24 protein-coding genes and 1 pseudogene are annotated in these 19,962 nt (G+C 69.2%); 12 read left to right on the top strand and 13 right to left on the bottom strand.

Going from position 1 to position 19,962, the window contains the following annotated elements; translation table 11 throughout:
* Position 1: 1 nt before the first annotated feature.
* Genes rpsC through rpsJ form a run of 8 tightly spaced genes read right to left on the bottom strand, consistent with a single transcriptional unit; the run spans position 2 to position 4,442 of the window.
* Positions 2-826: a 30S ribosomal protein S3 gene (rpsC, locus tag DQ392_RS10910; RefSeq protein ID WP_114015365.1), complete on the bottom strand. Its 825-nt coding sequence runs from the start codon at positions 824-826 to the stop codon at positions 2-4.
* Positions 826-1,173, bottom strand: coding sequence for a 50S ribosomal protein L22 (gene rplV / locus DQ392_RS10905; RefSeq protein WP_114015364.1), 348 nt, complete (start codon positions 1,171-1,173; stop codon positions 826-828). Before rplV ends, rpsC begins: the two co-directional genes overlap by 1 nt.
* 43 nt (positions 1,174-1,216) lie before the next feature.
* Positions 1,217-1,498: a 30S ribosomal protein S19 gene (rpsS, locus tag DQ392_RS10900; protein WP_019354948.1), complete on the bottom strand. Its 282-nt coding sequence runs from the start codon at positions 1,496-1,498 to the stop codon at positions 1,217-1,219.
* Positions 1,499-1,512: 14 nt separating this feature from the next.
* On the bottom strand, positions 1,513-2,349 hold the full coding sequence (gene rplB, locus DQ392_RS10895; RefSeq protein ID WP_114015363.1) for a 50S ribosomal protein L2: 837 nt from the start codon (positions 2,347-2,349) through the stop codon (positions 1,513-1,515).
* A 47-nt stretch (positions 2,350-2,396) separates the two neighbouring features.
* A complete protein-coding gene (gene rplW / locus DQ392_RS10890) occupies positions 2,397-2,819 on the bottom strand; it encodes a 50S ribosomal protein L23 (RefSeq protein WP_114015362.1) in 423 nt (140 codons plus the stop codon).
* A complete protein-coding gene (gene rplD, locus DQ392_RS10885) occupies positions 2,819-3,466 on the bottom strand; it encodes a 50S ribosomal protein L4 (RefSeq protein ID WP_114015361.1) in 648 nt (215 codons plus the stop codon). Before rplD ends, rplW begins: the two co-directional genes overlap by 1 nt.
* Before the next feature lie 7 nt (positions 3,467-3,473).
* Positions 3,474-4,118, bottom strand: a complete 645-nt coding sequence (gene rplC / locus DQ392_RS10880) for a 50S ribosomal protein L3 (RefSeq protein ID WP_114015360.1) — start codon at positions 4,116-4,118, stop codon at positions 3,474-3,476.
* A gap of 15 nt (positions 4,119-4,133) precedes the next feature.
* Positions 4,134-4,442, bottom strand: a complete 309-nt coding sequence (gene rpsJ, locus DQ392_RS10875; RefSeq protein ID WP_016909683.1) for a 30S ribosomal protein S10 — start codon at positions 4,440-4,442, stop codon at positions 4,134-4,136.
* 610 nt (positions 4,443-5,052) lie between these two features.
* On the opposite strand from rpsJ, the gene DQ392_RS10870 reads away from it, so the two are divergent.
* From DQ392_RS10870 to DQ392_RS10835, 8 genes and pseudogenes are all read left to right on the top strand, one after another.
* Entirely contained in the window at positions 5,053-5,502 is a 450-nt protein-coding gene (locus DQ392_RS10870; RefSeq protein ID WP_114015359.1) for a hypothetical protein, read from the top strand.
* Positions 5,502-6,167, top strand: a complete 666-nt coding sequence (locus tag DQ392_RS10865; protein ID WP_114015358.1) for a hypothetical protein — start codon at positions 5,502-5,504, stop codon at positions 6,165-6,167. The genes DQ392_RS10870 and DQ392_RS10865 overlap by 1 nt, the downstream gene beginning before the upstream one ends.
* Positions 6,167-10,612, top strand: coding sequence for a putative T7SS-secreted protein (locus DQ392_RS10860; RefSeq protein ID WP_114015357.1), 4,446 nt, complete (start codon positions 6,167-6,169; stop codon positions 10,610-10,612). Before DQ392_RS10865 ends, DQ392_RS10860 begins: the two co-directional genes overlap by 1 nt.
* Positions 10,590-11,138: a hypothetical protein gene (locus DQ392_RS10855; protein WP_147266516.1), complete on the top strand. Its 549-nt coding sequence runs from the start codon at positions 10,590-10,592 to the stop codon at positions 11,136-11,138. The genes DQ392_RS10860 and DQ392_RS10855 overlap by 23 nt, the downstream gene beginning before the upstream one ends.
* A gap of 108 nt (positions 11,139-11,246) precedes the next feature.
* Positions 11,247-11,807 (top strand): hypothetical protein, encoded by a 561-nt coding sequence (locus DQ392_RS10850; RefSeq protein WP_147266515.1) that lies wholly within the window; start codon positions 11,247-11,249, stop codon positions 11,805-11,807.
* 230 nt (positions 11,808-12,037) lie between these two features.
* Positions 12,038-12,174: pseudogene (locus DQ392_RS35145) on the top strand (NADAR domain-containing protein); the annotation flags it as partial.
* Positions 12,175-12,477: 303 nt separating this feature from the next.
* Positions 12,478-12,726 (top strand): hypothetical protein, encoded by a 249-nt coding sequence (locus DQ392_RS10840; RefSeq protein WP_114015354.1) that lies wholly within the window; start codon positions 12,478-12,480, stop codon positions 12,724-12,726.
* A complete protein-coding gene (locus DQ392_RS10835; RefSeq protein WP_114015353.1) occupies positions 12,723-13,853 on the top strand; it encodes a hypothetical protein in 1,131 nt (376 codons plus the stop codon). The genes DQ392_RS10840 and DQ392_RS10835 overlap by 4 nt, the downstream gene beginning before the upstream one ends.
* A gap of 10 nt (positions 13,854-13,863) precedes the next feature.
* Here DQ392_RS10835 and DQ392_RS10830 read toward each other — a convergent pair whose 3' ends face one another.
* Both DQ392_RS10830 and DQ392_RS10825 read right to left on the bottom strand, forming a co-directional pair.
* On the bottom strand, positions 13,864-14,070 hold the full coding sequence (locus DQ392_RS10830; protein ID WP_114015352.1) for a DUF397 domain-containing protein: 207 nt from the start codon (positions 14,068-14,070) through the stop codon (positions 13,864-13,866).
* A complete protein-coding gene (locus DQ392_RS10825; protein ID WP_114015351.1) occupies positions 14,067-14,915 on the bottom strand; it encodes a helix-turn-helix domain-containing protein in 849 nt (282 codons plus the stop codon). The genes DQ392_RS10830 and DQ392_RS10825 overlap by 4 nt, the downstream gene beginning before the upstream one ends.
* A 307-nt stretch (positions 14,916-15,222) precedes the next feature.
* Between DQ392_RS10825 and DQ392_RS10820 the strand changes: the two genes are divergently transcribed.
* On the top strand, positions 15,223-15,585 hold the full coding sequence (locus tag DQ392_RS10820) for an ATP-binding protein (RefSeq protein WP_245981355.1): 363 nt from the start codon (positions 15,223-15,225) through the stop codon (positions 15,583-15,585).
* Positions 15,586-15,675: 90 nt separating this feature from the next.
* On the opposite strand, the gene DQ392_RS10815 is transcribed toward DQ392_RS10820, so the two are convergent.
* The gene (locus DQ392_RS10815; protein ID WP_114015349.1) at positions 15,676-16,533 is read right to left on the bottom strand and encodes a LysR family transcriptional regulator; all 858 of its coding nucleotides are present in this window, start codon (positions 16,531-16,533) and stop codon (positions 15,676-15,678) included.
* A 94-nt stretch (positions 16,534-16,627) separates the two neighbouring features.
* On the opposite strand from DQ392_RS10815, the gene DQ392_RS10810 reads away from it, so the two are divergent.
* The 3 genes from DQ392_RS10810 (at position 16,628) to DQ392_RS34420 (ending at position 18,264) form a co-directional block, all read left to right on the top strand.
* On the top strand, positions 16,628-16,945 hold the full coding sequence (locus DQ392_RS10810; RefSeq protein WP_114015348.1) for a hypothetical protein: 318 nt from the start codon (positions 16,628-16,630) through the stop codon (positions 16,943-16,945).
* 99 nt (positions 16,946-17,044) lie between these two features.
* Positions 17,045-17,860, top strand: coding sequence for an FG-GAP repeat protein (locus DQ392_RS34425; RefSeq protein ID WP_181856375.1), 816 nt, complete (start codon positions 17,045-17,047; stop codon positions 17,858-17,860).
* Positions 17,848-18,264, top strand: a complete 417-nt coding sequence (locus DQ392_RS34420) for an FG-GAP repeat protein (RefSeq protein WP_181856374.1) — start codon at positions 17,848-17,850, stop codon at positions 18,262-18,264. The genes DQ392_RS34425 and DQ392_RS34420 overlap by 13 nt, the downstream gene beginning before the upstream one ends.
* Positions 18,265-18,447: 183 nt before the next feature.
* Here the strand turns inward: DQ392_RS34420 and DQ392_RS10795 are convergent, their stop codons facing one another.
* Both DQ392_RS10795 and panD read right to left on the bottom strand, forming a co-directional pair.
* Positions 18,448-18,864, bottom strand: a complete 417-nt coding sequence (locus DQ392_RS10795) for a PPOX class F420-dependent oxidoreductase (protein WP_114015346.1) — start codon at positions 18,862-18,864, stop codon at positions 18,448-18,450.
* Between the two features lie 100 nt (positions 18,865-18,964).
* A complete protein-coding gene (panD, locus tag DQ392_RS10790; protein WP_114015345.1) occupies positions 18,965-19,390 on the bottom strand; it encodes an aspartate 1-decarboxylase in 426 nt (141 codons plus the stop codon).
* Positions 19,391-19,962 lie beyond the last annotated feature (572 nt).

Here is a 19,962-nt window from a genome sequence, read left to right as displayed (position 1 = left end):
GTCAGCTCTCCTTTCCAGAAGCGCTCGGCTCGGCGGCAGCACCGGCGGGCGCCACGGACTCCGCCTTGGGAGCCTCGGCCTGCTGGTTCTGCTGCGGCTTGCGGCCGCGACGCTCGCCGCCCCGACGGGGACGGTCGTTACCGCCGCGCGAGGGGCGGTTGCCGGCACGGGCAGCGGCGTTCTCGGCGCGGACCTCGGAGATGTTCTTGACATCGCCCTTGTAGATCCACACCTTCACACCGATGCGGCCGAAGGTCGTCTTGGCCTCGAAGAAGCCGTAGTCGACGTTGGCGCGCAGGGTGTGCAGCGGCACCCGGCCCTCGCGGTAGAACTCCGAGCGCGACATCTCGGCACCGCCGAGACGGCCGCCGCACTGGATCTTGATGCCCTTGGCACCGGCCTTCATCGCCGTCTGCATGCTCTTGCGCATGGCGCGGCGGAAGGAGACCCGGGAGGACAGCTGCTCGGCGACCGCCTGGGCCACGAGCTGCGCGTCCGTCTCGGGGTTCTTCACCTCGAGGATGTTGAACTGGATCTGCTTGCCGGTCAGCTTCTCCAGGTTGCCGCGCAGGCGGTCGGCCTCGGCGCCGCGGCGGCCGATGACGATGCCGGGACGGGCGGTGTGGACGTCGACGCGGACGCGGTCACGCGTGCGCTCGATCTCCACCTTGGAGATGCCGGCCCGCTCCATGCCCTGCGTGAGCATGCGGCGGATCGCGACGTCTTCCTTGACGTAGTCCTTGTAGAGCTTGTCGGCGTACCAGCGCGACTTGAAGTCGGTGGTGACACCGAGCCGGAACCCGTGCGGGTTTACCTTCTGGCCCATTACCGGGTTCCTTCCTTGCTGCTCACGACCACGGTGATGTGGCTCGTCCGCTTACGGATCCGGTAGGCACGGCCCTGGGCGCGCGGCCGGAACCGCTTCAGGGTCGGGCCCTCGTCGACGTAGGCCTCGGAGATGTAGAGGCTGTCGGCGTCCGTGTGGTCGTAGTTGTGCGCGGCGTTGGCGATGGCGCTGTCCAGCACCTTGCCGACCGGCACGCTGGCGGCCTGCGGGGCGAAACGCAGGACCGCCTGAGCCTCCGTGGCGTCGAGGCCACGGACAAGGTCCACCACCCGGCGGGCCTTCATGGGCGTGACGCGCACATAGCGCGCGGAGGCCCTGGCTTCCATGGTTGTCCCTTCGGTGTCAGTCATGATCTACACACCCCGCCCGTCAACGACGACGCGACTTGCGGTCGTCCTTGACGTGGCCGCGGAAGGTGCGGGTCGGCGCGAACTCGCCGAGCTTGTGGCCGACCATCGACTCGGTGACGAACACCGGGACGTGCTTGCGGCCGTCGTGCACCGCGATCGTGTGGCCCAGCATCGCCGGGACGATCATCGAGCGGCGAGACCAGGTCTTGATGACGTTCTTGGTGCCCGCGTCGTTCTGGCCGTCCACCTTCTTGGCGAGGTGGTCGTCGACGAAGGGCCCCTTCTTGAGACTGCGCGGCATCTAAAACCCGCCTCCTAGCGCTTCTTGTTCGTCTTGCGGCGGCGGACGATGTACTTGTTGCTGGCCTTCTTCGGCGAGCGCGTACGGCCCTCCTTCTGACCCCACGGCGAGACCGGGTGGCGGCCACCGGAGGTACGACCCTCACCACCACCGTGCGGGTGGTCGATCGGGTTCATGACCACACCGCGGACGGTCGGGCGGACGCCCTTCCACCGCATACGGCCGGCCTTGCCCCAGTTGATGTTCGACTGCTCGGCGTTGCCGACCTCGCCGACAGTGGCGCGGCAGCGGGCGTCGACCAGGCGGATCTCACCGGACGGCATGCGCAGGTGGGCCATGCGGCCCTCCTTCGCCAGCAACTGCACCGAAGCACCGGCGGAGCGCGCGAACTTGGCGCCGCCACCCGGGTTCAGCTCGATCGCGTGGATCGTCGTACCGACCGGGATGTAGCGCAGCGGCAGGTTGTTGCCCGGCTTGATGTCGGCGCCCTGGCCGTTCTCGATCCGGTCGCCCTGCTGGACGCCGCGGGGGGCGAGGATGTAGCGCTTCTCGCCGTCCACGTAGTGCAGCAGCGCGATGCGCGCGGTGCGGTTCGGGTCGTACTCGATGTGCGCGACCTTCGCCGGCACGCCGTCCTTGTCGTGCCGACGGAAGTCGATCACGCGGTAGGCGCGCTTGTGGCCACCACCCTGGTGGCGTGCGGTCACACGGCCGGCGTTGTTACGGCCGCCCTTGCTGTGCAGCGGGCGGACCAGCGACTTCTCCGGCGTGTCCCGCGTGATCTCGACGAAGTCGGCGACGCTGGCGCCACGACGGCCAGGAGTCGTCGGCTTGTACTTGCGGATACCCATTTCTCAGTCCTCGGAATATTCCGGACTTCAGAACGTCCCCGCCTCCGTCAGGAGGCCGGGCCGCCGAAGATGTCGATACGGTCGCCCTCGGCGAGGGTCACGATGGCGCGCTTGGTGTCGGCGCGCTTGCCGTAACCGGTGCGGGTGCGCTTGCGCTTGCCCTGACGGTTGATCGTGTTGACGCCGGCGACCTTGACCGAGAAGACCTCTTCGATGGCCTGCTTGATCTGGGTCTTGTTCGCCCGCGGGTCGACGATGAACGTGTACTTGTTCTCGTCCAGCAGCGCGTAGCTCTTCTCCGAGACGACCGGCCGCAGCAGCAGGTCGCGCGGGTCGGAGAACGTCTTGCTCGGCTCGGCCGGCGCGAGCTCGCCCGGGCCCTCGGCCGCACGACGGGCGGCCTTGGCGACGCGGGCGGCCTTCGCGGCCTTCGCTGCCTTGGAGGCGATGCTCGGGTGTCGCGTAGCCATCAGGCGTCGCTCCCTTCGGTGTGGGCCTTCGGGCCAGCAACGAAGGACTCCAGCGCGGCCTTGGTGAAGACCACGTCGTCGGAGACGAGCACGTCGTAGGTGTTGAGCTGGCCCGGCTCCAGGATGTGCACCTGGGGCAGGTTGCGGGCGGACAGCCAGGTCTGCTCGTCACTGCGCTCGGCGACGAGCAGCACGTGCTTGCGCTCGCTGACCTTGCCCAGCAGCGTCTTGGCCGCCTTGGTGGAGACCTCGCTGTCGACCACGCCGGAGACGACGTGGACGCGGCTGTGGCGGGCCCGGTCGGAGAGCGCACCGCGCAGCGCGGCGGCCTTCATCTTCTTCGGGGTCCGCTGCGCGTAGTCCCGCGGGACGGGACCGTGCACGACGCCACCGCCGGCGAACTGCGGAGCGCGGGTCGAACCCTGGCGGGCGCGGCCTGTGCCCTTCTGGCGGTACGGCTTCTTGCCGCCGCCGCGGACCTCGCCGCGCGTCTTGGTCTTGTGCGTGCCCTGGCGGGCAGCGGCCAGCTGGGCGACGACGACCTGGTGGATCAGCGGAACGCTGACCTGCGTGTCGAAGATCTCCGCGGGGAGCTCGACGGTCCCGGTCTTCTCGCCGGCCGGCGAAAGGATGTCAATGGTGCTCATCGGTTCCTCAGGCCCCCTTGGCCGCGGTACGGACCAGGACGAGGCCGCCGTTCGGACCGGGAACTGCGCCCTTGATGAGCAGCAGGCCCTTCTCCGCGTCAACGGCGTGGACGGTCAGGTTCTGGGTGGTGACCCGCTCGTTGCCCATCCGGCCGGCCATGCGGGTGCCCTTGAAGACACGGCCCGGGGTGGCGCAGCCACCGATGGCGCCCGGCTTGCGGTGGTTGCGGTGCGCACCGTGCGAGGCGCGGGCACCGTGGAAGCCGTGGCGCTTCATGCCGCCGGCGAAGCCCTTGCCCTTCGACTTGCCGGTCACGTCGACCTTGACGCCGGACTCGAAGGTGTCCGCGCCCAGCTCCTGGCCGAGGGTGTACTCGGCGGAGTCGTTGGTGCGGATCTCCACGAGGTGGCGGCGGGGAGTGACGTCGGCCTTGGCGAAGTGGCCCTTGAGGGGCTTGTTCACCTTGCGCGGGTCGATCTCGCCGAAGGCGATCTGGACGGCCTCGTAGCCGTCCCTGTCTGCGGTGCGGACCTGGGTCACGACGTTCGGCCCGGCCTTGACGACGGTCACGGGAACGACGCGGTTGTTGTCGTCCCAGACCTGGGTCATGCCGAGCTTCTCGCCCAGGACGCCCTTGATCTGCTTAGCCATCTTCTACGACACCCCTCAGAGCTTGATCTCGATGTCGACGCCGGCCGGGAGGTCCAGGCGCATCAGCGAGTCAACGGTCTTGGGGGTCGGGTCGAGGATGTCGATCAGACGCTTGTGGGTGCGCATCTCGAAGTGCTCGCGCGCGTCCTTGTACTTGTGCGGCGACTTGATGACGCAGTACACGTTCTTCTCTGTGGGCAGCGGCACCGGGCCGGCGACCGACGCGCCAGTACGCGTCACCGTCTCGACGATCTTCTTCGCCGAGTTGTCGATGACCTCGTGGTCGTAGGCCTTGAGCCTGATGCGGATCTTCTGTCCCGCCATGGCTACTTCGTAGTCCTGTCTCTCGTCACGCTCTGGAACCCCGTGGGTTTCCCGTCCCGCTTCCACTTCCGACCCACGCGGTCGGGCGTGTCGGCTTCCTTCTCGTACGTCTGCCGTACGCAGGCGTACGACTCCGCAGGAAACCCGCGCGGGGCGCCCCGGCGGACCGCGGCGGACCCTCGAAGGTCCCTTGACAAGGAAGAAGCCGGGGGAGAAACCCACCGGGTGCCTGGCTGGAAGCCCCTCCTACGCTTCCCGGAAGATTCCCGTACTTCCGCCCCTGATGAGGGGCGACGAATACCTGGGACTCGCTTCCGGTCCTCCCGGCGGGAGGCGCGCAGCATCGGCACTCAACCGAGCAACCTGGACAGTGTGCCACAGCGGGATTGGCGCTGGCCAATCCGGGCATTATCACGGGTCGGCCCCCACGCGCCCGCTCCCCGCGCCCGGCGGGCCGCCGCCCCGACCGGGGCCGAGCCGCCGTCCCGACCGGCGGTAGGGCCTTGCCGGTCCCTGATCAGCCAGTATGACCTTGCGTGAGCATACAGGGTCACGCTTACCGTAGTGAGTGCTCACGTAACGGACACACCGGGACCGAACGGGGTGGGGCATGGAGCTCCCGGACGAGATTGCCGCGACGCGTGCCGGAACGGGGGACCCCGCCGCACTGGTGGGCGAGTTCCGCCGCACCGCTGTGCTGGTGCCGACAGCAGGCGAGGGCCGGCTGATGGCGGGCAACCACGGCGGCGTCGGCTGGATCTTCGCGTTCACCGACGAGGCGGCGCTGGCCCGCTTCGCCGAGGAGCGCGCGGGAGCACGGGAGGGCGCGCCCGGCCGCCATGGCGAGCCGGCAACCGGCGAGCCGTGGGAGTACGTCTGCGTACTCGGCGCGCGGCTGCTCGACGCGGTGATCCCGGAGCTGGACGGCCCGACGGGCGTCGCCGTGAACGCCGCGGACGAGGACGGCTCCATGCTGTTCCCGCCCGCGCGGGGAATCGTGCCCGACGAGGCGGCCGTGGACGCGGCGCCCGACATCGGTACGCGGGGGGAGGGCGCCTGATGGGCGACGGCGAGGGCGGCGACGGCGTCAACTGGAACAAGGAGTCCCTCGATCTGATCGAGAAGGGGCTCAGCGGAGCCATCAAGGAACTGAAGGAGTCCGGCAGCAGCGCGGGGGACTCCCTCCAGGGCGCGGGCTTCGAGGGCATGTCGCTCACCGGCATGGAGATGGGCCACCACGGCCTCTCGGTCGACTTCGAGGACTTCTGCGAGAAGTGGGAGTGGGGCGTGCGCGCCCTCGTCCAGAACGCCAACGCGCTGGCCCAGAAGCTGGGCCTGTCGGCGGGGATGGCCTACGAGGAGGACCGGTACGCGGCCGGGGCGCTGAAGGTCGGCCTGAACTCCCTCACCGGCAACCCGCACGCGACGGAGGAAGAGGTCGTCCGGCAGGGCTGGGGCGACATCGTCACCCCGGACGCGCCCGACTACAGCGGGGAGTCCTGGCAGAAGGCCGGCCAGGACATCAAGCAGGACTGGCAGGACACCGGCCGGGAGCTGACCACCAAGGGCCGGGGCGGCATGTACATGGACGCCGCCCAGGAGGTCACCGGCGTCAGCGACGAACAGATCGCGGCCAAGCAGGACGAGTACTTCGGCCTCTCCCCCGAGGAACGGGCGGCGGCAGCACAGCAGCAGCGGGGCGGCAGTCAGGGGGGCGAGGGCTGATGGGCTGGGATCTCGTACCGGATTCCTGGGAGGACAAGGCCGAGGAGCTCACCGAGAAGGTCGGTGACGGAGCGGAGAGCTTCGGCAGCTGGACCGCCGACCGGATGGACGACGCCGGCTGGGACGGCGGCGCCGATTGGGTACGGGACAAGTCCCGTTCGGTCGCCAACACGCTCGGCGCGGAGACCGACGAGCTCCAGCTCGACGAGACCGACGACCCCAAGCGGCTCGTCTACGGCAGCCCCAGCACGATCCGCTCCACGGCCGGGCACCTCAAGGACTTCAAGACAGCCTTCACCAACGTGGCGAACGGCTTGAAGAAGCTGCCCAAGGGCTCGCTGAAGGGGAAGGCCGCGGAAGCCTTCTGGGACAAGGTCGGTCTCGAGCCGGCGAAGTGGGTCAAGGCCGCCGACGCCTGCGAGAAGGCCGCCGGAGCGCTGGAGGACTTCGCCGGGACCGTGGAGTGGGCCCAGAAGCAGGCCGGCGAGGCCGTCAAGAAGTACGAGGACGACAAGAAGGACGACGCCGAGGACCAGCTGAGAGAGGCCCGCTCCCAGCGCAACACGGCGGCCGGGCGGGCCCGGACCGCCGTCAAGGCCGCCCGCGACGCGGCCCCGCCCAAGCCCGACTACTCGGAACAGGCCATGGACGGCCTGGAGGGCCTGAAACTGGACGCCGTCCACGTCTCCGGCGGCATCGTCAAGGGCACGGCGGGCCTCGTCAGCTTCGCCCGCAGCGTCAACCCCACCGACCCCTACAACATCACCCACCCCGCCGAGTACGTCACCAACCTCAACTCGACGGTGACGGGCATCATGCGCGCCGCCAACGACCCCGTCGGCACCGGCAAGGCCATGCTGGAGGGCTTCAAGAAGGACCCCGCGGAGGGCCTCGGCCGCCTCATCCCCGAACTGCTGGGCACCAAGGGCGTCGGCGCGGCGACGAAGGCGGGCCGAGCGGGGAAGGTGGCGGCGGACGCGCGGAGGGCCGCCAAAACCAAGGGCCCCGCCAACAGCGCCACTCCTCCGAAGGAGAAGTGCGCCAACGGCACCGACCCCGTCGACCTGGCGACAGGACTGATGTTCCTGCCGCAGACGGACCTGGAGCTCCCGGGCGCGCTGCCGCTCGCCTTCACGCGTCACGTCGAGTCCGGCTACCGGCTCGGCCGCTGGTTCGGGCCGTCCTGGGCTTCGACCGTGGACCAGCGCCTGGAGATCGACGCCGAGGGCGTCGTCTTCGTCGCCGAGGACGGCCGCCTGCTGACGTTCCCGCACCCGGCACCGGGCCTGCCCACCCTGCCGTCAGCGGGGTCGTCCCGCATGCCGCTGGAGCGCACCCCGGACGGCGGTTACACACTGACGGAACCCGACACGGGGTGGGTCCGGCACTTCGCCCCGCCGGAGGCCGGACCTGATTCCGGCCAGGACGAGGACGGTACCGCTCGGATCGAGCAGATCACGGACAGGAACGGCCACAGCGTCACGTTCGAGTACGACGCGGAGACGGGCGCGCCCGGGCGCTTGGTCCACGACGGCGGTTACGTGGTGGAGCTGACGGTCGAGGGCGACAGGGTCACCGCACTGTCCGTCGTCGGTGCGGATGCCGAGACGACGGTGCTGCGCTACGGCTACACCGATGGCAACCTGACGGAGGTCGTCAACTCATCCGGCACGCCGCTTGAGTTCGAGTACGACGACGAGCAGCGCGTCGTGTCCTGGACCGACACCAACGACCGCCGCTACGACTACGTCTACGACAACCTGCATCGCGTCGTAGTGGAGGGCGGCACCGCGGGCCACATGCAGGTCCGCATCGACTACGACGGCGTGGACGAGGCGACGGGACACAAGGTCACGACGGTTACGACATCTGCTGGGCACGCAACGCGTCACCTGTTCGACGAGCGAGGCCAGACAGTCGGCGAGATCGACCCACTGGGACATCGCACACGGACGGAGCGGGACGCGTATAACCGCCCGCTGTCCCACACAGACGCGGTGGGCCGCACGACGACCTTCACCCACGACGAGGCGGGTCGGGTCGCTGCGGTAACCCGACCCGACGGCACAAGGCTCGTAGCCACCCACAACGCTATGGGCCTACCCGTCCGGACGACCGAGCCCGACGGCGCCGTCTGGCACCAAGAGTGGGACGCGGACGGCAACCGCACGGCGCTGACCGACCCCGCGGGCCACACGACACGGTTCACGTACGACGGGCGCGGTCACCTGGCCGCGGTCACGGACGCGCTCGGAGCCACGACGCGGGTCCACTGCGACGCCGCAGGACTCCCGGTGGAGATCACCGACCCCCTGGGCGCGACGACCCGCTACGAGCGGGACGCGTTCGGTCGCCCGGTCGGGGTGATCGACCCCCTCGGCGCCCGGACGGAGCTGACCTGGACACCCGAGGGCCGCCTGTCCTCCCGTACGACCGCCGACGGCGCGAGCGAACGCTGGGAGTGGGACGGCGAGGGCAACTGCGTCCGCCACGTCGACGCGGTGGGCGGCGAGACGCGCTACGAGTACACCCACTTCGACATGCTGGAGGCCCGCACGGGCCCGGACGGCGTGCGCTACGAGTTCACGTACGACGCCGAACTGCGGATGACGCGTGTCACCAACCCGCAGGGTTTGACCTGGGACTACACCTACGACCCCGCGGGCCGCCTGGTCGCCGAGACGGACTTCGACGACCGCACGCAGCGGTACCAGCTGGACGACGCCGGGAGCCTCGTCCGCCGGACGACTCCGCTCGGCGAGGAGATCACCTACGAGCGGGACGCGCTCGGCCGCACGCGCCGCAAGGACGCGGCGGGCGCCGTGACGACGTACGCCTACGACGCGGCGGGCCGCCTCCTCGAAGCCGTCGGCCCCGACGCGGAGTTGCGCTACCAGCGCGACAAGCTGGGCCGTATCAAGACGGAGCTGGTGAACGGCCGCGCGCTCACGCACACCTACGACGCGCTCGGTCGTCGCACGTGCCGCGTCACCCCGACGGGCGCCGTCTCCACGAGCGCGTACGACGCGGCGGGCAACCGCACCTCCCTGACGGCGTCCGGCCACACGCTCGACTTCACGCACGACGCGGCGGGCCGCGAGACGGAACGCCGCATCGGGGCGGAGGGCCTCACCCTCTCCCAGGTCTGGGACCCGGCGGGCCGCCTCACCGCGCAGTCCCTGAGCGCGCGGTCCCCGGCTGCCGCGGGGCCGGTCGTCCAGCGCAGGGAGTACACGTACCGCCCGGACGGGTATCTGAGGGAGGTCGACGACCTCCTCGCCGGCCGCACCACCTTCGACCTTAACGAGGTGGGCCGCGTCACGGCCGTCCACGCCCGCGGCTGGACGGAGCGGTACGCCTACGACGAGGCGGGCAACCAGACCGAAGCCACCTGGCCGACCACCCACGCAGCGCCCGAAGCCATCGGCCCCCGCACGTACGAGGGCACGCGGATCAGATCGGCCGGCAAGGTCCGCTACGAACACGACGACGCGGGCCGCATCACCCTCCGCCAGAAGTCCCGTCTGTCGAAGGAGCCGGACACCTGGCGCTACGCCTGGGACGCCGAAGACCGCCTCGTCCAGGCCGTCACCCCCGACGGCACGGTGTGGCGCTACGCGTACGACCCCCTGGGCCGCCGCGTCGCCAAATACCGCATGGCGGGCACGGAGAGGGCTGAAACCGTCACCTTCACCTGGGACGGCCCCACCCTCATCGAACAGACCACCACCGCGCCCGTCCTCCCCCACCCCGTCACCCTCACCTGGGACCACGACGGCTTCACGCCCCTGACCCAGACGGAACGCCTCACCGCCGAAGCCACCCAGCAGGAGATCGACTCCCGCTTCTACGCGATCGTCACCGACCTCGTCGGCACCCCGACCGAACTGGTCTCCGAGACGGGCGAGGTCGCCTGGCGCACCCGATCCACCCTGTGGGGCACCACCACCTGGCACGCGGAAAGCACGGCGTACACCCCGCTCCGCTTCCCCGGCCAGTACTACGACCCGGAAACGGGCCTGCACTACAACTACTTCCGGTACTACGACCCGGAAACGGCTCGCTACAAGAGTCCGGACCCGCTGGGCCTCGATCCCGCGCCGAATCCCGTATCTTACGTGAGGAATCCGTGCGCGTGGATCGACCCCCTCGGCCTTTCGCCCTCCGAATGCCCCCCGGGGAAGAAACACAAGCGAGCAGAAGACCTTCCGCCGGATCCCTCGGCCCAAGGAAGTCACACGGTATTTGAACGCGACGAAAACGGTCGAGTAAAACGCTATCAGACTTGGCATGAAGAACCCCGCAACCCCACGGGGTGGAACAAAGGCCCACGATTTCGGGGAACAGGTAAACCACATAGCGGAATCGAACCCCCTCTGTACTACCCTAAGGGTGGAGGCCTCGGTTACTCAGCTTCTGGAGATGAACTACCTCTTGGATACTGACCCCGCACAGCGTGACGACACTCCCCCAGACCCTCTCGCGGTACTTCGCGCCGCGAATCCGAACCTCGAGGCAGAGTCGATGCCTGAAGCGCTGATGGAGCTCGGAAGCGTCACTGAAGCGATCGTCTACCGCTGGCTTTTCTGGCCCGATGTCCTCGAAATCCACGGAGCAATCATCGTCGATCTGTACGGCGCCGGGCAGGAGGAAATCGAAAGACGCATGTCGGCAGCCCGCTCATCGCCGAGATTCGACAACACCATCGAAAAATGGGCCCGCATCGTAGACAGTTTCAATTATTTCGAAATCAGCACCCTCTTCACAAGGTGGTGCGGCCCGCAAGATTCGAGGGAGGACGTGCAACTAGCTCTGGCCGCGACACTCGTCCCCCCATGGAGGGCGAAAATCGAGAACACTTTCCCCGGGACACTAGCCACCGCCCAGATCGCCGCCCCGGACCCCGACCTCGGGGTGTGCATCGAAGTCGTGCAGGGTCCTGCATTTCAGCTGCCGGACGACTTCACATAATCAGCCTCGCCAGGCGGGTGGATTCTCAAGGGAACCGGCCCAATCTTTTTCTTCTGTCATACTGGGAGCCCATGAGTGGGCGATACAGCGTCACCCCAGGAGAACGAAATGGAACTCGTACTCAAAAGAAACGATTGGGGTTCCCTCCGAGGAGCAACCGGCACCGCCGCCGGGCTTGATCTGGCGGTGCGCGCTCTCAGCGCGGCGAACGATCGCGATGCGGCCACTTCCGCAGCCCAGCAGGTGCAACGGTACGTTTTCGCGAACGGATTTTTGTGCGAAGCCGCCGCCCCCCTCGCGACCGCGCTGGTGCATTGCCTGTGGCGGAGCACCGAGCACAATGAGGATCTCATTCTTGGGATCCTGTCCGACATTTCCGCGGCAACGGTGGACGAAGAAGACCCAGGTGTTTACGGTCCGGCCAGCGAGACAGCGATGCTGAATGAAGTGTCACTTGGGTATCCGGCGTACGTAGAGATCCTGGAGACGGGCACAAAGAGGGAGTCGCGGACTGCTTGCATCGACCTGGTCCTCATGTGCGGCCTCGCATGCGCGCATCTCCACTCCCGTTCGATCTATTATCTGGAAAAAGCGCTTGAAATGGATGCTTTTCAGGATCACAGGGACGTCATCAGGTCCTCACTCGCCGACTTGAGGGAATCTTCCTGAGAATCTCTACTCGCTCCTCGAGTCCCACACCCCACGTGGAACGGCTGACGAGGGCCGCCGGCCTCACCACCTGAGGCCTGAACGAGGTCGGCCGCGCCACCGCCGCTCATCCCCGCGGCTGGACGGAGCGCTACCCCTACGACGAGGCGGGCAGCCAGACCGAGGCAACCTGGCCGCCAACCCCGTTCCGCCTCGGAGGCCGCGATCAGTGGAAGACGGCGTGGCCATGGAGCGGTCCTCTCGACCGGATCTGGGCATCGGTTTGTCCAGAACCGACGAACGCGCATCGTCACCCGCCTCGTGGCAAGGGCTCAACCTACTGGGCTTCGCCCTCATGGAGGCACGCGAAACGCTTGCGTCCAGGTGAGTGAACGCGGCAACGCATAGCACGTCCCGTGGCCGGTCCACGACGATATGCGGCATGGACGCATGGCGAAGGTCGCCGGCGTGGCGCCGGTGGGCGCCGCGGTCGAGGTGGAGGGCGCTGCCGGGTTCAGCGACCAGTGGAGCACCCCTCGTGTGTCCACGCCGCGCCGAACGGTGAGGTCCCCGGACCCGGCCCCGCACCGTCACGGCCAACAACGCCGCATACCGCGAAAGTTGGGGGCGTTGTCGAACCAGTGTGGGATGACGCCGGGGCGCTGCCGTCATAGCCTCCGGGAGAAGGGGGATGCAGATGACCGATGGCGCCTATCAAGAGGCACAACGTACCGTGCAGCGCATCCAGCGTCTTTCCGACGACTGCTGGCACGCGCTGGACGCGTCGTGCCGGGCCATGGACGACGACGCGTGGGTCGGGCCTGTCGCCCGGCGCTTCCATGACGCCGTACGCGCCGACCAGCGCACGTTGCAGGCCCAGCTGACCAAGGCGGTACAGGACGCCCAGGCGAAGCTCGCGACCATGCCGGGGAAGCCGTGAGTTTCCCCGCGGGCGACCCCAACTTCTCCGGCGCCAAGACGCCGGCCTTCGACACCCTGGTGAGCGGCCACGCGCGCGCCGCGTTCCTGCTCGAACAGCTCGCCGGGGACCTGTGGGGGGAGCTGAACAGGATGGGCGTCGACACCTCGCCCGCGCTGCGTATCCGTACGCTCGCCGAGCGTGCCCGCAGCCAGGCGACGGAGTTGCAGACGCGCCAGAGCCGCGTGCACCACATGCAGCGGACGAAGACGGGTGCGAAGTTGTGCACTGTCGAGGGCATTTTCTGGGAGTTGTCCGAGTCGCCCACGCCCACACCGCAGCCGGGCGAGCCGGCCCCGACCGACCCGGCGAAACTCTCCATAGAGTTGTGGGACGCCAATCTGTTGCCCCGCGCCGGCCGGCTGCGTCCCGACGGTACGCCGTTCTCGCGCGAGGAGGACGCGGTGTTGAGCTGGATAGACGCGCACCGGGCAAGCATCCTCGCGGAGGCCCGGAAGTGGAACGTCTCCCCTCAGGCGATCGCCGCGGCCATCGCCTGGGAGGCCATGAAGAACGTGAAACACATTCCGGCCGACATGCTCGCCGGCACAGGTGTCGGTACGGAGGTGCCGAACGCGTCGTTCGGGCCGGGCAAGGTCCATGTCGACTTCCCGCTCGTCCGGCAGATCGAGGAGCGGGGCTACCTGCCGCGCAGAAGCGTTCCGGAGCGGGAGAAGCTGCTCAGCACCGACGAGGGGTCGATCCAGTACATCGCCGCCATCATGGGCGCGTACTCGAAAGTCACGGAGGACGGCTGGAAAGGCCCCAAGCCGTACAGCATCCGCTACGACGTGCCGATGCTGACCCAGCTGTACCAGGGCAGCGACCTGGAACAGTGGGAACAGAACCTGAGCACGAGGCGGAAGGAAGGCGACTGGCGTACGCCCCGCATCGGCAATCCGATGGCGGAGTGGGCCGGCGAGAACGAGGAGTTCCTCAACGCCGCTCTTCCGAAGGATCCCTGGAAGGTGGATCCCACGCCCGCGAAGCCGGTGCGGCCGCCCGGTCCGGCCGCACCGCCGTTGAGCCCGTCGACCACGCCGGCTCCGAGGACCGGCCCCAGTCCCACACCCCGGTGGAACGACTGACGAGGCCGCCTCAGCGTGTGACAGCGTGCGAGACGAAAGCCGACCAGGACCCCGGCTCGAAGGCGAGTCGGGGTCCGTCCGTCTTCTTGGAGTCGCGGACGTGGACCCGCCCCGGCGTGGTGGCGACCTCGACACAGTCGGGGCTGTCGTTACTGCTGTGGCTGCTCTTGGTCCACGTCAGAGCGGCGCCGGTTCCAGCGGAAAGCTTCAACCTCATGTCTCTCCCAGCACTTTCTCGACGAAGGCCAACGACTCACGCGGCGTAAGTGCCTGCGCGCGGATCATGCCATACCGCATCTCAAGGACCTGCACCTCTTTTGGGTCCGAGATCAGCCGGTTGGTGAGCTGCGCGTCCGTGGACCCCAGGGTCGTACCGTCATTGAGCTTCAGCACCCGGTGCTCACCTGCCATGCCCGCATGTTCCTCGCACGCCGTGGGCATCACTTGGAGCGTTACGTGCCGGAGCTGTGCCACCTCAAGCAGGTGTTCGAGCTGACGCCGCAGCATCATTCTGCCGCCCAGCGGCCTTCGCAGCGTCACCTCTTCCTGGACGAATGTGAGCGTTGGCGCCGGACGTCGTTCGAGCATCGCCTGACGGGCCATCCGGCCCGAGACGTAACGATCGATCTCCTCCTCGCTGTACGCCGGGCGCCGCATCGCGAACAGCGCTCGCGCGTACTCCTCCGTCTGCAAGAGCCCGTCGATGTTGTGGTCGCCGTAGGCTCCGCGCTCCACCACCTGGGCCTCCAGCTTGGCCAGGTCCCGGACCTTCTTCGGGTACCGGGCCTGCCGGACGTCCTCCTTCATCGCGGAGAGCTTGCCGCCCGCGCCGAGCACCCTGTCCGCGTTGTCGAGGAACTCCGGCTTGGGAAGCCGTTTGCGGCGCTCGACAGCGGAGATCATCTCCTCCCCGTATCCGATGGCTGCGCCCAACTCCGCCTGGGTGAGGTCCGCCGCCTCGCGCCACAGTCTGATCTGGCGGCTGACCGCCCGCATCACCGCGCTGGATTCGTCGTCCCCCAGGTCGGGGCCGTCCCACTCGTCGCTGCCGTTCTCAGCCATGCGCGTCCGCCTTTTTCGCCTTCTGTTGCGCAGCACGGTAGGCGCGCCGCGCTTCTCTCTGTCACAAAATGCGGAAAGGCGGTCGGGACACGGCGTACTGCCCGTACTGTTCGCCGCCGCACCCGGACAACGGGCGGCCGTTCAGCCGCCGGCTCTGTCGCATGCGTCTCCGTGCAATCACGCTGGGTGACATGAGTGACGAGACGCACGCCGCCGGCATGCACTTCACCGTCCTGCTGTCCCCTGCACCCGGCGCGGGGCCCGCCTGGCGCGGCTCCTGACCGTCGCGGAGTTGGCCTCGCGGGGGTTGCCGACGGACCCCGCCGCGCATGTCGTCGGCGAACTGGCCGCCAACGCGGCGCTGCACGGACGGGTGCCGGGGCGCAGTTTCCGGCTGCGGGTGCGGTCCTCCTCTCCCGGCTCGCTCCGCCTCGAAGTGACCGACGCGCTGGGCGAGCGAGCCCCGCGCCCGGCGCCACGATCCGTCGGCCCCGATGCGGAATCGGGGCGCGGCCTGCTCCTCGTCGAAGCGCTGGCCGAGCGGTGGGGCGTCACGCATGGGCCTTTCCCCTGCAAGACGGTCTGGGCGGAGGTCTCCTTGTTGCCGTCGTCCGGTCCCACCGGGTCGCGGTCCGCCGCGATCCGGTACGCCACTCCCTCAAGCGCGTGAAAGAACCCCGCAGGTGCTCGAAAGAACCCGCATGCTCGAAAGAACCCGCGAGAGCACTACGCCACCAGGTCTTGCGGATCGTCCGCCTCCTCAAGTCGTCCCCGCGGCATCCACAGCGGCGGCGACGAAGGAGGCGACCAAGCGGCGGCGGTCGTCCTGCGCCCACGCGAGGACCAGTTCGCTGTTGGGGGCGTCGTTCACGGGCAGGTAGACGAGGTCGGGGTGCATGGGCTGCGCCAGCGAGCGGGGCAAGATCGCGATGGTGCGTCCCAGCCTGATCATTTGCAGGGCTTCGGCCGCGTCCGTGACCTCGGGCCCCCGCTCGGCCTCGGGCGCTCCGGTCCAACGCACGCCTTTCCAGCGTGGCAGTGTTTCCTGGGCGAGGTCGGCGAGCGTGACCTGTGAGCGAGAGGCGAGCCGGTGGTCTGGCCGCAGGATCGCGACACGTCCTTCGACCGTCAGGGTTTGGTGATCCAGGCCGGTCATGTCGTCGAACGGCGCGTACAGCAGGGCAACATCAGCGCGGCCGTCGCGGACGTGATCGGCGCGGTCGGTGGCTCCGCCGAAGAGGATGTCCACCTGGCGGGCGTCGGGCCGGCCGGCGTAGGCGGCCAGAATGCCGGACAGCAGGTTCGCGTCCCCGCCCGGTTTGATCACCAGGCGCAGGTGGGCTTGCTGATCACCGGCCCGGCGGGCCTTCTCGGCAGCCGCGCTGACAGCGTTGAGCGCGTGCCGGCCATGGTGCAGGAGTGCTTCGCCGGCGGAGGTGAGGGCGACGTGCCTGCTGGAGCGCTCCAGCAGCTTCACTCCGAGCCGGGACTCCAGGCGCCGGATCGCTTTCGACAGGGCCGGCTGCGCGATCGCCAGGCAGGCCGCGGCGCGTCCGAAGTGCAGTTCTTCGGCCACTGCGACGAAGTACTCCAGCTCGCGGGTCTCCAGCTCGGCCATGGCGAAAGGCTACCGCCTGACTCATTCCCCTCAGGCATTGAATGAGAACGGGTAGATCTTGGACGGGCGCAAGAAATGCCTGTTCTCTGGAGGCATGATTCACCACACGATGATCGTTGCGTTCGACAATCCGATTCCCGCGAGTGAGCTCGACCAGTTCCTCAAGGGATTCGAGGAACTCGTGATGGGCTCCGGTCTGGTCGAGTCGTTCGCGGCCCGGCACCACATCCGCGTGCCGGGCGACGACCACGCCCCGGTGGCCATCGCCAGCGCCGTCCTGCAACTGCGCCTGACCGACCTCGATACTCTGGAGGCGACCTTCACCATGCCCGGGGCGGTCGACTTCATCAAGCACTGGCAGGGCCGCCACCCGTACAAGGCCGTCTGGGCCAACCACGAGCCGCTGACGTAAGCGGCGAACGGCGGCCTGTTCGCCGCCCCCGGCGCCCCGGCGTATGTGCCGGCAAGCACGGCGTACGGGTCGGCGTCGGGGGTCTCCCCGTCCCGTTCGGTGCGCATCACGCAAGGCACCGCCGGTGTGCCGGGGGTGGCCGAGGAGGGCGACCGGTTCGGGGAGAACGCCACCAGCGGCGACGTGAACCACGACGGTTACGCCGACCTGATCGTCGGCGCGCCGTCCGAGAAGGTGGGCGGCAAGCCGGACGGCAGCCTCTCGATCGTCTGGGGCGGTGCGAAGGGGCTCACGAGCGGCGGTATCGCGCTGAACGCTCCCACCGCCGAGGACCGGAACTTCGGTGAGGGCGCCTCCTTCAGCGACCTGGACGGGGACGGTACCGCGCAGCTCCAGGTCGTCAGCGGGCGCCACTTGTGGTGGTACTCGGAGGTGCCGCCCAAGGGGGACGGCAGCGACGTGCCCCTGCCCCTGGAGGACGACTTCCTCCCCGAGGACGTGCGGCTGGACGGTGTCGCCGCGGGCCACTTCTCGGCCGGCGGCTCGGGGAACGGGAACAGCGACTACGTCGTGTACGGCGAGCGCGGGAAGGCGGACGGGTCCGGGGACGGCGGCGACTATCTGGCGACCTTCCGCGGCAGGCCCGGCGACACCGGCTACTACCACGACGTCCTCTCCGACGGCGGCGCCGGGACGACACGGCGGGTCGCGACCGGCGACATCGACAAGGACGGCGCGACCGACCTGGTCACCGGCGAGTCGACGGGTCGGGCTCGGTCACCGTCTGGTGGGGCGCCCCGGACGGCCTGGGAACCGGCCGGGAGCCCGTCAGCTACGGCCAGGCCGACGCGGGGGTCCCCGGCACCGCCGAGGAGCGCGACCGCTTCGGCGCCGGTGTGTCGGTGGGCGACGTGACCGGTGACGGTTACGCGGACATCGCCGTGGGCGTGCCCTCGGAGGCCGTACGCGGCACCGACGCGGGTGCCGTCGTCCTCCTCAAGGGCTCGGCCGACGGGGTGTCCGCCACCGGGGCGCAGGCGTTCCACCAGGAGACCACCGGCGTCCCCGGCGTCGCGGAGGACGGCGACCGCTTCGGCTCCAGCGTGCACCTCGCGGACATCGACGGCACAGGCGAGGCCGACCTGTTCGCCGCCGCCGAGGGCGAGGACATCGGCACGGTGGCGGACGCGGGCGCCGTCTGGGTCCTGCGCGGCGCCTCCTCGGGCCTGACGACGTCAGGGGTCACCTCGTTCAACGGCGCCGACTTCGGCTTCACCGGGAACGCCGGTCTGAGGTTCGGCGAGGTCTTCGACCACTGACACGCGCCACCCGCCCCCCACCCGCCCCTTCTGCGGCCGTCCCGGACGCGCTCGGGACACGCCCCGAAGGGGCGCGGGGAACGGCGCGACAAGCCACCGCCCACCCGCGGACCCCACGCCACGGACAGTGGCACCCTCGTCCCGCCAGGAGGCGCCAGGCAGCGCCCCAGCGCGGGGCGCGGGTCAGCGCACGTCCCGGCTGTCACCGTCCGGGTTGTCCGGGTCGATGTGCCAGCTCAGGATCCGCGTGGGGCGGATGCGGATGATGTCCTGGGGCCAGGCGGGGTTCACGGGCGGGATGTCCACCCGTGTGGCCTCCGCCAGGCCCCGGATCTCCACACCGCGGCCCATACCGGGCTTGACCTGGCCGGGCTCGTTCGGGGTCAGGTCGTCCACGACGAAGCTGACGCGCGGGTTGCGCAGCACGTTCCGGTAGCGCTGCGTGCGGGCGAGCCACGGGCCGCCGAGGTCGATGGTGCCGTCGTCGTTGAGGCGGAACCCGAGGGGACGGGTCTGCGGGGTGCCGTCGGGGCCGACCGTGGCGAGACGGCCGAGCATCTGTCCGTTCAGGTAGGTGCGTTCGACGTCGGTGAAGGGCACTGTTCAGCTCCTGTCGGGCCGGACCCGTCGCGGTCGAGGGGTCGCCGGAATGCTTCGGCACCAGACTGGAACGTGAACCGCACGTGAAGTCAACGACCGGCTACCCGGCAGCCGTCGCCGCGTGGGGGGCCCGCGATGTGGGGGAGCCGGGTACGGGCTCTCCCACATCGGCCCCGACGCCCACCACCCGGTTCTCCTCGTCCACATGGGCCACGCGGGGCACCAGCGCCCGCGCCTCGGCGTCGTCCACCTGGGCGTAGCTGATCAGGATGACGAGGTCCCCGGGGTGGACGAGGTGGGCCGCGGCTCCGTTGATGCCGATGACGCCGCTTCCGCGCTCGCCTTCGATGACGTACGTCTCCAGCCGGGCGCCGTTGGTGATGTCGACGATGTGGACGAGTTCGCCGGGCAGCAGGTCGGCGGCCGCCATCAGGTCGGCGTCGATGGTCACCGAGCCGACGTAGTGCAGGTCGGCCTGGGTGACCGTGGCCCGGTGGATCTTGGACTTGAACATGGTGCGCAGCATCGCGTCACTCCGAAATGTGTGCTCCCTGCCCGCCGCGCGGGTCAAGGGCGTTCCTTCGAGGTCGCTCGAGAGTACTACGCGGCCCGGCCGGAGGCCGGGGTCAGGAGTCCGGGAGGCCGGACGCAGCAACCAGCTCCTCCAGGAAGTGAAGAGACGGCGTCAACCTCGGCTCTGGCCCGTCGGCACGCCCTCTCCACGCCTCGCCCGTACCGGCCTCGCGGACGACACCCTCACCCGCTCCCCAGATCAGCCCTCGTTCTGCAACAACGTTGCGTAAATGCCCAGTTGGCGAGGGGCACCGAGAACACGCCATGAACACGCCACGCTTTCGTCGCAACCCTTGACGCCGGGTTCACACCGTTGAAGCATGCATCGGCAAGAGAGCGCTCACCACCCCCCGCATCGTTCACCTGATGAACAAGGAGAAGCGCCCATGCCCCCCACCTCCCCCTCCCCCGGCGCCCCGCATTCGGGAGGCGGCACCCCCGAGAGCCACGCCCCGCGCCGCACCCCCAACCGCCGCACCGTCCTCGGCGCCGCCGCGGTCGGCGCGGCCGCGGCCGGCGCCGCGG

Origin of the sequence: Streptomyces reniochalinae, assembly GCF_003323735.1 — a bacterium.
Classification (GTDB): Bacteria; Actinomycetota; Actinomycetes; order Streptomycetales; family Streptomycetaceae; genus Streptomyces; species Streptomyces reniochalinae.
The sequence above is the reverse complement of the archived record's forward strand: the minus strand, read 5'-3'. Positions and strand labels throughout refer to the sequence as shown.

What these genes read in the sequence shown, in the direction of transcription:
- rpsC (WP_114015365.1), bottom strand. Translation starts at nt 826, where the DNA reads ATGGGCCAGAAGGTAAACCCGCACGGGTTCCGGCTCGGTGTCACCACC.
- rplV (WP_114015364.1), bottom strand. Translation starts at nt 1,173, where the DNA reads ATGGAAGCCAGGGCCTCCGCGCGCTATGTGCGCGTCACGCCCATGAAG.
- rpsS (WP_019354948.1), bottom strand. Translation starts at nt 1,498, where the DNA reads ATGCCGCGCAGTCTCAAGAAGGGGCCCTTCGTCGACGACCACCTCGCC.
- rplB (WP_114015363.1), bottom strand. Translation starts at nt 2,349, where the DNA reads ATGGGTATCCGCAAGTACAAGCCGACGACTCCTGGCCGTCGTGGCGCC.
- rplW (WP_114015362.1), bottom strand. Translation starts at nt 2,819, where the DNA reads ATGGCTACGCGACACCCGAGCATCGCCTCCAAGGCAGCGAAGGCCGCG.
- rplD (WP_114015361.1), bottom strand. Translation starts at nt 3,466, where the DNA reads ATGAGCACCATTGACATCCTTTCGCCGGCCGGCGAGAAGACCGGGACC.
- rplC (WP_114015360.1), bottom strand. Translation starts at nt 4,118, where the DNA reads ATGGCTAAGCAGATCAAGGGCGTCCTGGGCGAGAAGCTCGGCATGACC.
- rpsJ (WP_016909683.1), bottom strand. Translation starts at nt 4,442, where the DNA reads ATGGCGGGACAGAAGATCCGCATCAGGCTCAAGGCCTACGACCACGAG.
- DQ392_RS10870 (WP_114015359.1), top strand. Translation starts at nt 5,053, where the DNA reads ATGGAGCTCCCGGACGAGATTGCCGCGACGCGTGCCGGAACGGGGGAC.
- DQ392_RS10865 (WP_114015358.1), top strand. Translation starts at nt 5,502, where the DNA reads ATGGGCGACGGCGAGGGCGGCGACGGCGTCAACTGGAACAAGGAGTCC.
- DQ392_RS10860 (WP_114015357.1), top strand. Translation starts at nt 6,167, where the DNA reads ATGGGCTGGGATCTCGTACCGGATTCCTGGGAGGACAAGGCCGAGGAG.
- DQ392_RS10855 (WP_147266516.1), top strand. Translation starts at nt 10,590, where the DNA reads ATGAACTACCTCTTGGATACTGACCCCGCACAGCGTGACGACACTCCC.
- DQ392_RS10850 (WP_147266515.1), top strand. Translation starts at nt 11,247, where the DNA reads ATGGAACTCGTACTCAAAAGAAACGATTGGGGTTCCCTCCGAGGAGCA.
- DQ392_RS10840 (WP_114015354.1), top strand. Translation starts at nt 12,478, where the DNA reads ATGCAGATGACCGATGGCGCCTATCAAGAGGCACAACGTACCGTGCAG.
- DQ392_RS10830 (WP_114015352.1), bottom strand. Translation starts at nt 14,070, where the DNA reads ATGAGGTTGAAGCTTTCCGCTGGAACCGGCGCCGCTCTGACGTGGACC.
- DQ392_RS10825 (WP_114015351.1), bottom strand. Translation starts at nt 14,915, where the DNA reads ATGGCTGAGAACGGCAGCGACGAGTGGGACGGCCCCGACCTGGGGGAC.
- DQ392_RS10815 (WP_114015349.1), bottom strand. Translation starts at nt 16,533, where the DNA reads ATGGCCGAGCTGGAGACCCGCGAGCTGGAGTACTTCGTCGCAGTGGCC.
- DQ392_RS10810 (WP_114015348.1), top strand. Translation starts at nt 16,628, where the DNA reads ATGATTCACCACACGATGATCGTTGCGTTCGACAATCCGATTCCCGCG.
- panD (WP_114015345.1), bottom strand. Translation starts at nt 19,390, where the DNA reads ATGCTGCGCACCATGTTCAAGTCCAAGATCCACCGGGCCACGGTCACC.